Origin of the sequence: Mixta intestinalis, assembly GCF_009914055.1 — a bacterium.
GTDB classification, from domain to species: domain Bacteria; phylum Pseudomonadota; class Gammaproteobacteria; order Enterobacterales; family Enterobacteriaceae; genus Mixta; species Mixta intestinalis.
This window is the reverse complement of record NZ_CP028271.1, coordinates 34,864-49,227: the sequence shown is the minus strand read 5'-3', so window position 1 is coordinate 49,227 and position 14,364 is coordinate 34,864. Positions and strand designations below refer to the sequence as shown.

Below are 14,364 nucleotides of genomic sequence, written 5' to 3'. Positions count from 1 at the left end.
TTGTCGCGCACGTCGACAAAGCGAGCTAACGTCTGCCCGGTCACCCACAAGGAGAAGTGAAAATGAAACAGCAAGGTTTTACGTTAATTGAATTAATGATCGTTATCGGTATCGTTGCCATCCTCAGCGCCATTGGTATTCCCGCCTACCAGAACTATCTACAGAAAGCCGCACTGACCGATATGCTGCAAACGATGCTGCCCTACAAAACGGCGGTCGAGCTGTGTGCCGTAGAACATGGCGCTACCTCCAGCTGTAGCGCGGGCAGCAACGGCGTTCCTGCCGGGAAGGGATCGCGCTATGTCTCCTCTGTTGGCATCGCATCGGGCGTTATTACGCTAACCGGCCAGGAAAGCCTGAACGGTTTAACCGTCACGCTCAGCCCGCAATGGCAGAGCAACGAGGGCCAGATGAACTGGTTGCGTAGCTGTAACAGTGAAAACAGTAGCCTGCAGGATAACTGCCGTAACGTCTTCCGCTTTGACGATCAGGATACGACAGAGGAAGATTAATGGGCAGCATCGACTCACGGCTGGATGAAATCTGCCGTCAGCATCAGGCTCTGCTGCTGCGGGAAGACGAAGAGAACATTACGATTGCGGTTACCGGCGCACCGTCGCCGCTATTGCTGGAGGCGCTGCGCTTTGCCGATCAGCGTCAGATTGAGGTGGAAGAATGGCCGCAGGCAAGACTGGAACAGCAGCGAGCCGTTACGCCGCGGGCAGAAGAAAGCGCGGGTATGCCTGCAGCCTCAGTGGCAGCGCTGATCGATCGGGTGCTACTGCACGCTTTTCAGCGCCGCGCTTCCGATATCCACATCGAGCCGTGTGCCAGAGGTATGCAGGTGCGCCTGCGTATTGATGGCGTGTTGCAGCCTCTGCAAACCTTTAGTGCGGCGCAGCAGGCGCCGCTAATCGCTCGGTTAAAGATCCTCGCTAATCTTGATATTGCGGAGCGACGTTTGCCGCAGGACGGTCAGTTTAGCCTGCAACTACAGGGCGAACAGGCGGCGTTTCGCCTCTCTACCCTACCGGTTCGGCGTGGTGAAAAAGCCGTTATTCGTCTGCTGCAAAGCGAATCACAGGACTTACGGCTGGAGCAGCTGGGAATGTCATCAGCGGCGCTGGCGCATTTTCATCGGGCACTGGCACAGCCACAGGGTCTGATTCTGGTAACTGGCCCTACCGGCAGCGGTAAAACCTTTACGCTCTACAGCGGCCTGAGCCACCTTAATCAGCCCGGAAAAAATCTCTGTAGCGTGGAAGATCCTGTCGAAATTCCGCTGGAGGGCATTAACCAGACGCAGATTAATCCCCGCGCCGGCCTGGATTTTCAGCGCGTACTGCGCGCCCTGCTGCGTCAGGATCCTGACGTGATTATGCTGGGTGAAATCCGCGATACCGAAAGCGCGGAAATTGCGGTCAAGGCGGCACAAACCGGTCACCTGGTGCTTTCTACGCTGCATACCAACTCGACAACCGAAACGCTAACCCGACTCAGACAAATGGGGATTCCGGGCTATCTGCTGGCCTCGGCGCTGCGTCTGGTAATCGCACAGCGCCTGGTGCGTCGGCTTTGTCCCCGCTGCCGCTCGCCCGCAGAAAAGATTGATGGATTACCGGCGCGGCTTTGGCCGGGTAGCCTGCAAAACTGGCAGGCTACCGGCTGCGATCACTGTTTCTCTGGCTACTACGGGCGGTTGGCACTGTTTGAACTTTTACCGATAAATGCGGATCTACAGGCGGCAATTGCCGCAGACGCGGGCAGCGAAGCCCTGATCGCACTGGCTCAACGGCAAAATCTTACCAGCCTGCTGGCGTCAGGATTTCATGCTGTTCACCAGGGTGAAACTTCGCTGGCGGAGGTTTATCGGGTTATAGGCATCGATCATGAATAGCTGTCGTCTCTGGCACTGGCAGGCAATGAACGAGCGCGGCGACCTGATTACGGGCAGCTGGCTGTTAACAGACGATCAATCAGTCATGGCTATGATGGCAGAGCGGCAATATCTGCCACTGGCCTGCAAGCGTGGCAAATATTACCGCGCCCGCGACTGGACGCCACGGCAGAAAATTGCGCTGATGCATCAGCTGGCTACCCTGCTTAAGGCGGGTCTGACGCTTTCTGACGGGCTCTGTCTGTTAAGCGAGGGAGAGAAACATGCCGGATGGCGCGCACTGCTGTTGGCATTACAGGAGGAGGTTGCACAGGGTACGCCCTTTTCCCGCGCGCTGGCACAGTGGCCAATGGTGTTTCCGCCGCTTTACGCCGCGCTGATGCAGGTTGGTGAACTTACCGGTCAGCTGGATAGCTGCTGCCTGCAACTGGCAAACCAGCAGGAGCGACAGCTACGGCTACAGAAAAAGGTCATTACCGCATTGCGCTACCCGCTGTTTATACTGCTGGTTGCGCTGGCGGTAGCGTTTGGCATGTTGCTGCTGGTTTTACCGGAGTTTGTCGCCATTTACCAATCTTTTAATGCGCCGCTGCCCGGCTTTACCGCAGCGGTACTGGCAATCTCAGCGGGACTACAGCAGCTCTTTTTTCCTCTGCTGGGTGTAACGGTTAGCATTGTTTTCTTCTGGCGTTATCAGCGCAAACGCAGACCGGGGTGGCAGCGCAATGAGCAACGTTGCCTGCTGCGCCTGCCGCTACTTAGCCAGCTTTGGCGCGGTAGTTTGCTCAGTCAGATATTTACCACATTAACCCTGACGCAGCAGGCAGGCTTACCGCTGCTGCATGGGCTACAGGCCGTGGAACAAACGTTAACGTCATTACTCTGGCAAGAGGCGATACGCCAGCTGCAACAACGCATAGCGGAGGGCATACCGCTGCATCTGGCAATAGCAGACAGCATGCTGTTTACACCGCTCTGTCGGCAATTGATAAAAGTCGGTGAAGAGGCTGGCGCACTGGATAACCTGCTGGCGCGTCTGGCGCAGTGGCATGAAAATCAGACGCATGAACTGGCTGATTCGCTGGCCGCAACGCTGGAACCGGTAATGATGGTAATTACCGGCTCCATTGTTGGCACGCTCGTTATCGCTATGTACCTGCCGATCTTTAATCTGGGCGAGGTGCTGAATTAGCGATTAAAGACGCGGTTTTCCTGCTCTGCTACGCGAATAAAGGTCGTGCGTTTGGTCAGCTCTTTCAGGCGTTCTGCACCAACGTAAGTACAGGCTGAACGCAGGCCACCCAGGATATCACGAGCGGTTGCCTCTACGGGGCCGCGCAACGGCAACTTAACCGTTTTACCTTCGGCTGCGCGGTATTCAGCTACGCCGCCGACATGCCGCTTCATTGCAGACTCAGAACTCATGCCGTAAAACAGCATAAACTGCTCGCCATTCTCTTCGACAATATGGCCTTCGCACTCATCGTGCGCCGCCAGCATACCGCCCAGCATAACGAAGTCTGCGCCACCACCGAAGGCTTTCGCTACATCTCCCGGCACTGAACAACCGCCGTCGCTGACAATCTGCCCGCCCAGGCCATGAGCCGCATCTGCACACTCAATTACCGCAGAAAGCTGCGGATAGCCAACGCCGGTTTTTACCCGGGTAGTACAAACTGAACCAGGACCGATGCCTACCTTAACGATATCCGCACCGGACAGAATCAGCTCTTCAACCATTTCGCCAGTGACGACATTCCCGGCACAGATAGTTTTATTCGGGAAAGCCTCACGCGCACGTTGCAGGAAGGCAACAAAATGCTCGGAGTAACCGTTTGCCACATCAATACAGATAAAATTCAGCGCTGGAGAGAGCGCCAGTACCGCTTTCAGTTTATCGAAATCGGCATCGGACGTGCCGGTGGAAACCATGACGTGCTGCAAAACCTGCTCAGGTACACGCTGGATAAAGAGACGCCATTCATCAACGCTGTAGTGTTTATGTACTGCGGTCAGGATATCAAAGCTGGCTAACACTTCCGCCATGCGGAATGTGCCAACGGTATCCATATTAGCCGCAATAATCGGAACGCCAGACCAGGCGATGCCGGAATGCTTAAACGTGAATTGGCGGTTAAGCTCTACCTGCGAACGGCTTTTTAACGTAGAGCGCTTCGGACGGATAAGCACATCTTTAAAGCCCAATTTTAAATCTTCTTCAATACGCATGACATCATTCCTGGGTTTTTGGCGACGATCTGACGATCGGGTGCTGCGGCCAGCTCCAGTGACGTTATCATACGCGGTAAAAACGCGTGTACAAGACTGCGAAAACACCTTTAAGTACGCTACAATCCCGTAAATTTACCTGAAGACAGGCAATGTGATCGCTATTGCAGAAATTACCACAGGCGGTAGACGTTAATCTCAGGCTAACCGGCTTTTACAGGCGAAACAGGATATCCAGAAGATGCCCTACACTGTTGCGCTGACCGGAGGTATTGGCAGTGGAAAAAGCACCGTTGCTCAGGCCTTCGCGCATTATGGCATAGACATTATTGATGCTGACGTGATTGCCCGGCAGGTTGTCACACCGGGACAACCCGCGCTGGCGGCAATTACGGCACGCTTTGGTTCGCCCATTCTTCATGCAGACGGTACGCTTAATCGCCCCGCGTTGCGTCAGAAAATATTTAGTTCCCCGGCAGAAAAGGCCTGGCTGGATCGACTGTTACACCCTTTGATCCACGCCGAGACGCGTCGGCAGATCGCCGCAGCGCGTTCCCCCTGGTGCCTGTGGGTAGTGCCGCTGCTGGTGGAAAACCGGCTGGAAAAGCTGGCCGATCGGGTACTGGTAGTTGATGTCGATCCCAGAGTGCAAATTGAGCGCACCATGGTTCGGGACGGCATTACACGCGAACAGGCCGAAAACATTCTTGCCGCTCAGGCGACGCGCGCGGCGCGGCTGGCCGTAGCGGATGACATCATTGAAAACAGCGGGCAGCCCGATGAGGTGTTGCCGCTGGTTGCCGAACTGCATCAGCGCTATCTGACGCTGGCAGCGGCAACAGAACAGGATTAACAGCATGAGCAAAGTCGTACTTTTTGAACATCCGTTAAATGAAAAGATGCGCACCTGGCTGAGGATCGAATTTCTACTACAGCAGCTCCAGGGTAGCGCTACGATTACCGATCATCTTAGTGCCCTGACCTTTTTTCGTAATATCAGCGAGCTACTGGACGTTTTCGAACGTGGTGAGCTACGCACCGAAGTGCTTAAAGAGCTGGAGCGGCAGCAGCAAAAACTGCTGGCGTGGTGCGATGTGCCCGGTGTTGATACCGAGCGCGTCGAAGCGTTGCGTAAGCAGTTAAAGAACCGCGCCGGTGATTTAATGTCCGCACCGCGTATCGGCCAACAGCTGCGTGAGGATCGTTTGATCGCGCTGGTCCGTCAGCGTCTGAGCATCCCCGGCGGCTGTTGCAGCTTCGATCTTCCCGCGCTGCATGTCTGGCTGCATCTCGATCAGCCACAGCGCGATGCACAGGTTGCCTTCTGGATGGGAACGCTCGATCCGTTACGTCAGGCGCTGTTTATGATCCTTGAGCTAATCCGACAGTCAGGCGTGTTCCGCCATCAAACCAGCCTGAACGGCTTTTATCAGGATAATGCCGAAGGCGCTGATTTGTTGCGCCTGCAGTTAACGCTGGAAGATAGCCTGTATCCACAGGTATCGGGCCATAAAACCCGCTACGCCATTCGCTTCCTGCCGCTTGACAGCGATCGCGGCGATGTCCCGGCGCGTCTTGATTTTAACCTGGCCTGTTGTTAGAGGTACGCCATGAGTAATGATGTGACTAAAGTCGCCTGTCCAACCTGCGGCAAAACGGTTATCTGGGGAGAGCAAAGCCCGTTTCGTCCGTTCTGCAGCAAGCGCTGTCAGCTTATCGATTTGGGGGAATGGGCTGCTGAAGAGAAGCGTATCCCCAGTAATAATGATTTATCAGACAGCGATGGCTGGAGCGAAGAAGAGCCGCCTCGCCATTAGTTCTCCGGGCGGCGTTATGTTTATTTACGGACGCGTTTCGGCCAGCAGACGAGCAACCAGCTGATGATTCGCCGGTGGAAACTCATCGGCGATCAGTTCGCGCTGTGGCACCCAGCGCTGCGGCTGCCCTTCCCGTCCCCAGGGTTCACCCTGCCACTGTTCCACAAGAAAAAAGTGCAACGTAACGCGCACGTCATGGTAAGTGTGATCGGCATGATCGAATGCGGTAGCCGCCATTACCACGATACCGGTTTCCTCCAGCAATTCACGCCTCAGCGCCTGCTCTGGCGTTTCTCCCGCTTCAATTTTCCCGCCGGGAAATTCCCACATATTTGCCATATGTGAACTGGCCGGACGGCGCGTCAGAAAGATTTCCTGCCGGGCGTTACGGATAATGCCAACGGCAACCTGAAGATGTTTCATGTTCGCATCCTTGTTATGGAATGAATAAAAAGGGAGCCCACGGCTCCCTTTTTTCGTTTTAGCTTAGCGTAATCAGGCCAGGCGACCGTGGCACTGCTTATATTTTTTACCTGAACCACAAGGGCAAGGATCGTTGCGTCCGACTTTACGCTCGCCGGTTTCCGCTGCCAGCGCAACCGCGGCCTGCGTCTCATCATCAACGTGGCTCAGCTGCTGCTGCTGCGCCAGGCGCTCAGCTTCTTCACGACGCTGCGCTTCCATCGCTTCAACCTCTTCAGGCATGCGCACCTGTACTTTGCTTAGCGTACTGATCACTTCATACTTCAGTGATTCCAGCATCGCCGCAAACATCGCGAAGGATTCACGCTTGTACTCCTGCTTCGGATCTTTCTGCGCATAGCCGCGCAGGTGGATCCCCTGGCGCAGGTAGTCCATCGCCGCCAGATGCTCTTTCCACAGTGAATCCAGCGTTTGCAGCATCACGCCTTTTTCAAAGTTGCGCATCATCTCAGCGCCAACCACTTCTTCTTTACGCTGATAAACTTCCATCGCCTGGGTAAGAATACGCTCGCGCAGCGTTTCTTCATGCAGCTCAGGCTCTTTATCCAGCCATTGCGTAATCGGCAGATCGAGATCGAAATCGTTTTTCAGGCGCTCTTCCAGCCCGGCAATATCCCACATCTCTTCCAGCGACTGCGGCGGAATATAGCTATCAATGGTGGTTTTAAACACATCTTCACGGATGCTGTTGATGGTTTCGCTAACGTCAGACACGTCGAGCAGTTCATTACGCTGCGAGTAGATAGCGCGACGCTGGTCGTTAGCAACGTCGTCATATTCCAGCAGCTGCTTACGAATATCGAAGTTGCGGCTTTCCACTTTACGCTGGGCGTTGGCAATCGCTTTGGTCACCCACGGGTGTTCAATCGCTTCGCCCGGTTTCATGCCCAGCTTACGCATCATATTCGAGACACGATCGGAGGCGAAAATACGCATCAGCGCATCTTCCATTGACAGGTAGAAGCGGGAAGAACCCGGATCGCCCTGACGACCAGAGCGGCCACGCAGCTGGTTATCGATACGACGGGATTCGTGACGTTCGGTGCCGATGATATGCAGACCGCCTGAGGCCAGCACCGCATCGTGACGCACTTTCCAGGCCTCTTTAATCGCTGCAATCTGCTCTTCGGTCGGATTTTCCAGCGCGGCAACTTCTGCCTGCCAGCTACCGCCCAGCATAATATCAGTACCACGCCCCGCCATGTTGGTGGCAATAGTTACTGCACCCGGCTGGCCCGCCTGCGCAACGATATCCGCTTCACGTGCGTGGAATTTTGCGTTCAGCACGTTGTGCTTAATGCCCGCACGGGTCAGTTCGTTAGAAACCACTTCCGATTTTTCAATCGAGATAGTACCGACCAGAACCGGCTGACCGTTCGCCGTACGCTCACGAATATCTTCGATGATCGCATCGATCTTCTCTTTCTCAGTCATATAGACCAGATCGGGCAGATCTTTACGCACCATTGGGCGGTTAGTCGGCACCACGATGGTATCCAGCTTGTAGATCGAGCTGAACTCAAACGCTTCGGTATCCGCCGTACCGGTCATCCCGGCCAGCTTCTCATACAGACGGAAGTAGTTCTGGAAGGTAATAGAGGCCAGCGTCTGGTTTTCGTTCTGGATCTCAACGCCTTCTTTCGCTTCTACCGCCTGATGCAAACCGTCTGACCAGCGGCGGCCCTGCATGGTACGTCCGGTATGCTCATCGACGATAATGACTTCGCCATCTTTTACGATGTAGTCAACGTCGCGGGTGAACAGCGCATGCGCGCGCAGCGCGGCGGTAACGTGATGCATCAGCATGATGTTGTTCGGCGAGTAGAGCGATTCGCCCTCCGCCATAATGCCTTCCTGCACCAGCAGCTCTTCGATAGCCACCAGGCCGCGCTCGGTGAGATGCACCTGACGCGCTTTTTCATCTACCGAGAAGTGACCTTCGCCCTGGAAAGTATCGGAATCTTCTTTCTCTTGGCGAATCAGATGCGGGATGATTTTGTTAACTTTGATATAGAGCTCAGAGCTGTCTTCGGCCGGGCCGGAGATAATCAGCGGCGTACGCGCCTCATCGATCAGGATGGAGTCAACCTCATCCACCAGCGCATAGTGCAGCTTACGCTGAACGCGCTCTTCCGGGCTGAAGGCCATGTTGTCGCGCAGGTAGTCGAAGCCATATTCATTGTTGGTGCCATAGGTGATATCGGCAGCATAGGCTTCACGTTTCGCTGGCGCGGGCATACCCGGCAGGTTAATCCCTACAGAGAGACCGAGGAATTCAAACAGCGGACGGTTGTTTTCCGCATCGCGCTGCGCCAGATAGTCGTTGACGGTAACAACGTGTACACCTTTGCCGGTCAGGGCATTCAGGTAGGCCGGCAGGGTAGCCGTCAGAGTTTTACCTTCACCGGTACGCATCTCTGCGATACAGCGATTGTTCAGTACCATACCGCCGAGCAGCTGCACGTCGAAGTGGCGCATGCCGAATACGCGACGGCTGGCCTCACGTACCGTTGCAAAGGCTTCCGGGATCAGGCTGTCCAGCGCTTCGCCTTTTTCCAGGCGGGCACGAAACTCTTGGGTCTTTCCTTTCAGTTCGTCATCGCTGAGCTTTTCAAAATCTGGCTCCATCTTATTGATGACGTCTACCACCTTACGCATACGACGCAGCGTACGGTCGTTACGACTACCAAAAACTTTGGTTAATAAATTAATTAGCATAATAAATACATTCTCATCTTCACCGCGCGCTCTGCGGCTCGTTTTTTATAGTGATATGGTTTATAGCAAAAGTGCTGGTTTAGCTGAGAATATACGGGCCCGCACGGATCCCCTGCACCTGGGCCAGCCAGATGCCGACATGATAATCGGGCGTAATGGAAGCAGCAGGCTGCTGCGTATGGCGAATGATTACAGGCTGACGCGCCTCACGCGTTAGCAGGGCGTTAAGCGTATCCAGCAGCGCCAGTTTTTGCACGGCCAGCGGCAAAGCCTCTTTAGCATCGGGCAAATGCTGCGGCGTCAGCGCAAAGGAAAGGTGGCGGATAACGGTGCGGATGGCATGCTGATGCCAGTAATCGACGGTAAAGCTGGCGCGACGGGCATTGGCCTGTAACGACGCAAGGTTATCAAACCGCGCGACGCTGCCGGTGATCGATTTTTTTGCCGTGGCTTGCGGGCGGTTATTTTGCTCAGCACTCTGCGCATGGGCTACAGGCAAGCCAAAGCTTGCCGCCACCATGCCAAATAAGAGGTGCGGCCAAAGATAACGCCTGCCCAATTGTCGCCAACGATGAAAAATAGCGATCACAACGTCTTCCGTCTGGCAGAGTAACCTCTGCCCATCTTCAATGAATAATTAACGGCTCTGTTCCCTCTGACGTAAAACGCCTGTTGCCGCCTTTAACGAGGGCAAATCTTATCATCATTGCGCGCGTTAAACATCAGATCGTAGCGGGAGGAGAAAAAAAGAGCGGTATTCTGACCATAGCGATACCAATAATGTACGCCAGGCGCAGATATAAAAACGACTGGCTTTGCTGGTCGGAGAGAGTGAACCAGCGCTACCAGTCGATTTATGCGGTTAAGGCCGTTACGCCAGAACCAGATTTGTTGCCCTGAATGCCACCGGCAGTTCAGCTTCGTCCTCAAAGGTCGCCCATTCCCAGGCTTCCTGTTTCGCCAGCACCGCCTGCAACAGCTTGTTGTTCAGCGCATGACCAGATTTGTAGGCAGAAAACGCGCCAACAATGTTATGGCCGCACATAAACAGGTCGCCAATCGCATCCAGCATTTTGTGACGAACAAATTCGTCTTCGAAGCGTAAACCTTCTTCGTTCAGTACGCGGAAATCATCTAAACCGATCGCGCAATCTAAACTACCGCCCAGGCACAGGCCTTTCGACTGCAGATATTCGATTTCACGCATAAAGCCGAAGGTTCTGGCACGGCTGATTTGACGCATGAACGCTTCCGTAGAGAAGTTCAGCTGGTAACGCTGCGAGCTGGAATCGATCGCCGGATGCTGGAAGTCGATAGTGAAATCGAGCGAAAAACCGTTATAGGGTTTAATCTCAGCCCATTTATCACCATCTTCAACGCGCACCGCCTGCTTAACGCGCACAAATTTCTTCGGCGTGTTCAGCTCTTCGACGCCTGCATCCACCAGCAGGTAGACGAAAGGCGCGGCGCTGCCATCCATAATCGGCACTTCCGGCGCGTCAACTTCGACAATGATGTTGTCGATGCCCAGCCCCGCCAGCGCTGCGTTCAGGTGTTCTACGGTAGAAATACGTACGCCTTCATCATTCACCAGGCAGGTGCTCAGCATGGTGTCGCGCACATATTTTGCATCAGCCGGAAAATCAACCGGTGGATTCAAGTCAGTGCGACGATAGATGACCCCGGTATTAGCCGGCGCAGGGCGTAACGTCAGAGAGACTTTTTTGCCGGTATGCAAACCGACGCCAGTCGCCTGAACAATACGTTTTAATGTCCGTTGTTTGATCATCGTATTATCTCGCAAAATATCATCCGACCGTCAGTCTATATTACTGACGGGCGACGATTTTAGCACAAAGAGCGGAGAATCCCAATTCTCGGCTTATTCCTGGTCCGCTTAATCTGCCTGTTTACGCAGAAAAGCAGGAATATCCAGGTAATCAGGCTCTTTGCCAGACTGCGAGCTTTGATCGTTAACCACTTTCGCTGCTGGTTTCTGCGGCTCCTGCGGCAGCGGCGACATGCCGTGCTGCTGGTAACGATGATCCATAACCGGCTGGCTGGCCGCCTGTTTATTCGTCACCAGGGTGATTTCCGGGCGCTTATCCATGCCGATGCCGGTTGCCACCACGGTAACACGCAGTTCGTCGTTCATTTCCGGATCGAGAGAAGTACCGATAACCACAGTCGCATTATCTGAAGCGAAGGCGCGAATAGTGTTACCTACGGTTTCGAACTCATCCAGACGCAGGTCAAAGCCAGCGGTAATGTTGACCAGCACGCCGCGCGCGCCGGAGAGATCGATATCTTCCAGCAGCGGGCTGGAAATCGCCATTTCAGCCGCTTCTTCCGCACGATCTTCACCGCAGGCAACGCCGGAGCCCATCATGGCATAGCCCATTTCGGACATCACGGTACGCACGTCAGCAAAGTCGACGTTCATCAGGCCCGGACGGGTAATCAGTTCAGCGATGCCCTGTACCGCGCCTTTCAGCACGTCGTTAGCCGCGCCAAACGCATCCAGCAGAGAGATACCGCGTCCCAGCACTTTCAGCAGCTTGTCGTTCGGAATGGTGATCAGCGAATCAACATGCTTGGAAAGTTCGGCGATGCCCTGCTCGGCAAACGCCATACGCTTTTTGCCTTCGAAGTTAAACGGCTTGGTGACGACGGCAACGGTCAGGATGCCTAAGTCTTTGGCCACTTCAGCCACTACCGGCGCAGCGCCAGTACCGGTGCCACCGCCCATACCGGCAGCGATAAATACCATGTCCGCGCCATCTAATGCCGAACGCAGCGCTTCGCGATCTTCCTCTGCAGAAGTACGCCCCACTTCAGGATTCGCGCCTGCACCCAGACCTTTAGTAATGTTGGTGCCAATTTGGATGGTCTGGCCGACTGCAGTTTTGCGTAACGCCTGTGCGTCCGTATTTACCGCGAAGAACTCAACGCCTTCAATGCGTTCGCGGACCATATGCTCTACGGCGTTACCGCCGCCCCCGCCGACGCCGATGACTTTAATCACCGCGTCGTTGGTTAATTCCATTGGTTCAAACATAATTTCTCTCCGTTATGTGCCTGTCGCCTGGAGATCATAAAATAGTGCTAGCATGATCCCCTTTTAGAAAAATTAAAACTCTTTTTTCAGCCAGCTGTTGATACGTTTAAACCAGTTGCCAACTGAAACACGTTTTTCGACGTCCGCCTCACCATTCAGGTGGGACTCTTTTCCATAGTGCAGAAGGCCTACCGCCGTTGAATAGTAAGGCTCCTGCGCATAATCCGTCAGCCCAGTGATATTTAAAGGTTGCCCAATGCGCACCTGGGTATGAAAAACCCGCTGCGCGCAGGCAGCCAAACCTTCAATTTGCGCCGCGCCGCCGGTCAGGACGATGCCTGCCGCCAGATGATGTTTCACACCCTGCTGACGCAGCTGTTCTTGCAGCTGCAAAATTTCATCATTCACCAGGTTGAGCAGCTCGGTATAACGCGGCTCGATCACCTCGGCTAAAGTCTGACGCTGTAGGCTGCGTGGCGGACGTCCGCCCACGCTGGGAACCTCAACGTTCTCATCTTTGCCAACGATTGAGCCCAGCGCGCAACCGTGGCGAACCTTGATAGCTTCCGCATCCGTCGGCGGTGTGCCAAAGGCGTAAGCGATGTCGCTGGTCACCACGTTCCCTGCATAAGGGATAACTTTGGTATGACGCAGCGCGCCGCCGGTATAGACCGCGATATCCATCGTGCCGCCGCCAATATCAACAACGCACACGCCCAGCTCGCGCTCATCTTCGGTCAGCACCGCAAAGCTGGATGCCAGACCGGCAAAAATGAGTTGGTCAACTTTCAAACCACATCGTTCAACGGCTTTAACAATGTTTTTCGCCATATCGTTGTGGCAGGTGATCAAATGCACCTTCGCCTGCATACGCACGCCCGACAGCCCCACCGGATTTTTAATCCCTTCCTGGTAGTCGATGGCATACTCCTGCGGAATCACATGCAGAATGCGATGCTCATCACGCACGCGCACCGATTTCGCGGTGTGAACTACGTTTTCTACATCTTCCTGAGTGACTTCCTCTTCAGAAATCGGAACCATCCCGATTTCGTTCTGACAGCTGATATGTTTGCCGGATAACGCCAGATAAACTGACGAAATCTGGCAATCCGCCATCAGTTCAGCCTGGTCGATGGCGCGCTGTACGCATTTCACCACCGACTCCAGATCGTTTACGCCGCCTTTATCCATACCGCGGGACGGACAACTGCCCACCCCAATAATGTTGACCATACCATCGGGCAGAATTTCCCCTACTAAAGCGGCGACCTTGGCGGTGCCGATCTCAAGTCCTACTACCAGTTTTCTGTCCGTCGCCTTGATCATCGTTGTTTAGCCTGTGCCTGATTCTGTTGCTGATTACTGTCCTGAGGCTCAATAAATGCCGGAGCCCAGCCAACGGCAGCGCCGGAGTCATAGCGCAAATCGACATAATTGACGCGCTTATTATCTGCGGTGGCCTGCTGCTGTATCATCGGCCAGAGTTCGATAAACCGCTTAAGACGCCTCATGTTATCGCTACGGCCCAGCTCAATACGTACATCATCGCTGGTGACCAGCTGCCAGGAGTGACGAGCGGTCATTGACGCTGCTTTAACGCGAAACTTGCTGGCGGCCAAAACCGCGCTCATCTGCCGATAGCCATCCAGCACATCCTGCTCGTTACCTTCAGGGCCATACAGCAACGGTAGCGTTTCTTTGCCGATATGGTTAGCGGGAACGCTAAAAGATTTGCCTTCCGCATCAACCATATGTAAATCATTCCACCGCGCTACCGGCACATACTCAACCAGATGAATCTTTAATTCGTCCGGCCACTGCTTGCGCACGCTGACTTGTTTGATCCACGGCAACCTTTCGATCTGCTGCTGCAGCACATTAACATCTTGTGACATAAAAGTGCCGGGCGCGCCCAGCGATAAAATTGCCTGGCGGATATCGTCGTTGGTGGTGTAATGGGTTTTCCCGGTCACCACCAATCTTGAAAGCGGCAGACGCGAGGCGTCATTCATCCATTTCAGCACCACGACACCGCCTGCCAGCATCGTGCCAAGCACCAGTAGCAGGAACAAAATGCCTGCCAGCCGAGAGCCATTGCTGCGACCGGTGCGCGTTTTTTCCTGCGCTTCCCGACGTACGTTCAGAGCGGCCTGCGACAT

Annotated in this window: 14 protein-coding genes; 6 read left to right on the top strand and 8 right to left on the bottom strand. The window is 54.5% G+C overall.

All coding sequences use genetic code 11. The features are described 5' to 3' along the window. Positions 1 to 62 precede the first annotated feature (62 nt). From ppdD to hofC, 3 genes are read left to right on the top strand one after another with little or no spacing between them, the layout of a single operon-like run. Positions 63 to 512 (top strand): prepilin peptidase-dependent pilin, encoded by a 450-nt coding sequence (ppdD, locus tag C7M51_RS00220; protein WP_160619616.1) that lies wholly within the window; start codon positions 63 to 65, stop codon positions 510 to 512. Then, on the top strand, positions 512 to 1,897 hold the full coding sequence (gspE, locus tag C7M51_RS00215; RefSeq protein ID WP_160619615.1) for a type II secretion system protein GspE: 1,386 nt from the start codon (positions 512 to 514) through the stop codon (positions 1,895 to 1,897). Before ppdD ends, gspE begins: the two co-directional genes overlap by 1 nt. Next, a complete protein-coding gene (gene hofC, locus C7M51_RS00210) occupies positions 1,890 to 3,089 on the top strand; it encodes a protein transport protein HofC (RefSeq protein ID WP_160619614.1) in 1,200 nt (399 codons plus the stop codon). The genes gspE and hofC overlap by 8 nt, the downstream gene beginning before the upstream one ends. Here hofC and C7M51_RS00205 read toward each other — a convergent pair. Further along, the gene (locus C7M51_RS00205) at positions 3,086 to 4,126 is read right to left on the bottom strand and encodes a GMP reductase (protein ID WP_160619613.1); all 1,041 of its coding nucleotides are present in this window, start codon (positions 4,124 to 4,126) and stop codon (positions 3,086 to 3,088) included. The two genes, hofC and C7M51_RS00205, sit on opposite strands and share 4 nt — an antisense overlap. 241 nt (positions 4,127 to 4,367) lie before the next feature. Here C7M51_RS00205 and coaE point away from each other — a divergent pair, with 241 nt between their 5' ends. From coaE to yacG, 3 genes are read left to right on the top strand one after another with little or no spacing between them, the layout of a single operon-like run. Further along, positions 4,368 to 4,979: a dephospho-CoA kinase gene (coaE, locus tag C7M51_RS00200; RefSeq protein ID WP_160619612.1), complete on the top strand. Its 612-nt coding sequence runs from the start codon at positions 4,368 to 4,370 to the stop codon at positions 4,977 to 4,979. A gap of 4 nt (positions 4,980 to 4,983) precedes the next feature. Beyond that, a complete protein-coding gene (gene zapD, locus C7M51_RS00195; protein WP_160619611.1) occupies positions 4,984 to 5,727 on the top strand; it encodes a cell division protein ZapD in 744 nt (247 codons plus the stop codon). Between the two features lie 9 nt (positions 5,728 to 5,736). Continuing rightward, positions 5,737 to 5,943, top strand: a complete 207-nt coding sequence (gene yacG / locus C7M51_RS00190; protein WP_160619610.1) for a DNA gyrase inhibitor YacG — start codon at positions 5,737 to 5,739, stop codon at positions 5,941 to 5,943. Positions 5,944 to 5,967: 24 nt separating this feature from the next. On the opposite strand, the gene mutT is transcribed toward yacG, so the two are convergent. The 7 genes from mutT to ftsQ form a co-directional block, all read right to left on the bottom strand. Next, positions 5,968 to 6,366, bottom strand: a complete 399-nt coding sequence (gene mutT / locus C7M51_RS00185; protein WP_160619609.1) for an 8-oxo-dGTP diphosphatase MutT — start codon at positions 6,364 to 6,366, stop codon at positions 5,968 to 5,970. A gap of 72 nt (positions 6,367 to 6,438) precedes the next feature. Next, a complete protein-coding gene (gene secA, locus C7M51_RS00180) occupies positions 6,439 to 9,144 on the bottom strand; it encodes a preprotein translocase subunit SecA (protein WP_160619608.1) in 2,706 nt (901 codons plus the stop codon). A 79-nt stretch (positions 9,145 to 9,223) separates the two neighbouring features. After that, entirely contained in the window at positions 9,224 to 9,733 is a 510-nt protein-coding gene (secM, locus tag C7M51_RS00175) for a secA translation cis-regulator SecM (RefSeq protein ID WP_160619607.1), read from the bottom strand. A 282-nt stretch (positions 9,734 to 10,015) separates the two neighbouring features. Next, complete coding sequence (lpxC, locus tag C7M51_RS00170) at positions 10,016 to 10,933, bottom strand: UDP-3-O-acyl-N-acetylglucosamine deacetylase (protein ID WP_141175067.1); 918 nt, start codon at positions 10,931 to 10,933, stop codon at positions 10,016 to 10,018. 108 nt (positions 10,934 to 11,041) lie between these two features. Next, positions 11,042 to 12,202: a cell division protein FtsZ gene (gene ftsZ, locus C7M51_RS00165; protein WP_141175066.1), complete on the bottom strand. Its 1,161-nt coding sequence runs from the start codon at positions 12,200 to 12,202 to the stop codon at positions 11,042 to 11,044. 72 nt (positions 12,203 to 12,274) lie between these two features. Continuing rightward, positions 12,275 to 13,531, bottom strand: a complete 1,257-nt coding sequence (ftsA, locus tag C7M51_RS00160; RefSeq protein ID WP_141175065.1) for a cell division protein FtsA — start codon at positions 13,529 to 13,531, stop codon at positions 12,275 to 12,277. Then, positions 13,528 to 14,364 (bottom strand): cell division protein FtsQ, encoded by an 837-nt coding sequence (gene ftsQ / locus C7M51_RS00155; protein ID WP_160619606.1) that lies wholly within the window; start codon positions 14,362 to 14,364, stop codon positions 13,528 to 13,530. The genes ftsA and ftsQ overlap by 4 nt, the downstream gene beginning before the upstream one ends.

Bases quoted from the DNA above. Each gene is read 5' to 3' on its own strand.
- ftsQ (WP_160619606.1), bottom strand. From the start codon at position 14,364: ATGTCGCAGGCCGCTCTGAACGTACGTCGGGAAGCGCAGGAAAAAACG.
- zapD (WP_160619611.1), top strand. From the start codon at position 4,984: ATGAGCAAAGTCGTACTTTTTGAACATCCGTTAAATGAAAAGATGCGC.
- lpxC (WP_141175067.1), bottom strand. From the start codon at position 10,933: ATGATCAAACAACGGACATTAAAACGTATTGTTCAGGCGACTGGCGTC.
- gspE (WP_160619615.1), top strand. From the start codon at position 512: ATGGGCAGCATCGACTCACGGCTGGATGAAATCTGCCGTCAGCATCAG.
- mutT (WP_160619609.1), bottom strand. From the start codon at position 6,366: ATGAAACATCTTCAGGTTGCCGTTGGCATTATCCGTAACGCCCGGCAG.
- C7M51_RS00205 (WP_160619613.1), bottom strand. From the start codon at position 4,126: ATGCGTATTGAAGAAGATTTAAAATTGGGCTTTAAAGATGTGCTTATC.
- hofC (WP_160619614.1), top strand. From the start codon at position 1,890: ATGAATAGCTGTCGTCTCTGGCACTGGCAGGCAATGAACGAGCGCGGC.
- ftsZ (WP_141175066.1), bottom strand. From the start codon at position 12,202: ATGTTTGAACCAATGGAATTAACCAACGACGCGGTGATTAAAGTCATC.
- ppdD (WP_160619616.1), top strand. From the start codon at position 63: ATGAAACAGCAAGGTTTTACGTTAATTGAATTAATGATCGTTATCGGT.
- coaE (WP_160619612.1), top strand. From the start codon at position 4,368: ATGCCCTACACTGTTGCGCTGACCGGAGGTATTGGCAGTGGAAAAAGC.
- ftsA (WP_141175065.1), bottom strand. From the start codon at position 13,531: ATGATCAAGGCGACGGACAGAAAACTGGTAGTAGGACTTGAGATCGGC.
- yacG (WP_160619610.1), top strand. From the start codon at position 5,737: ATGAGTAATGATGTGACTAAAGTCGCCTGTCCAACCTGCGGCAAAACG.
- secA (WP_160619608.1), bottom strand. From the start codon at position 9,144: ATGCTAATTAATTTATTAACCAAAGTTTTTGGTAGTCGTAACGACCGT.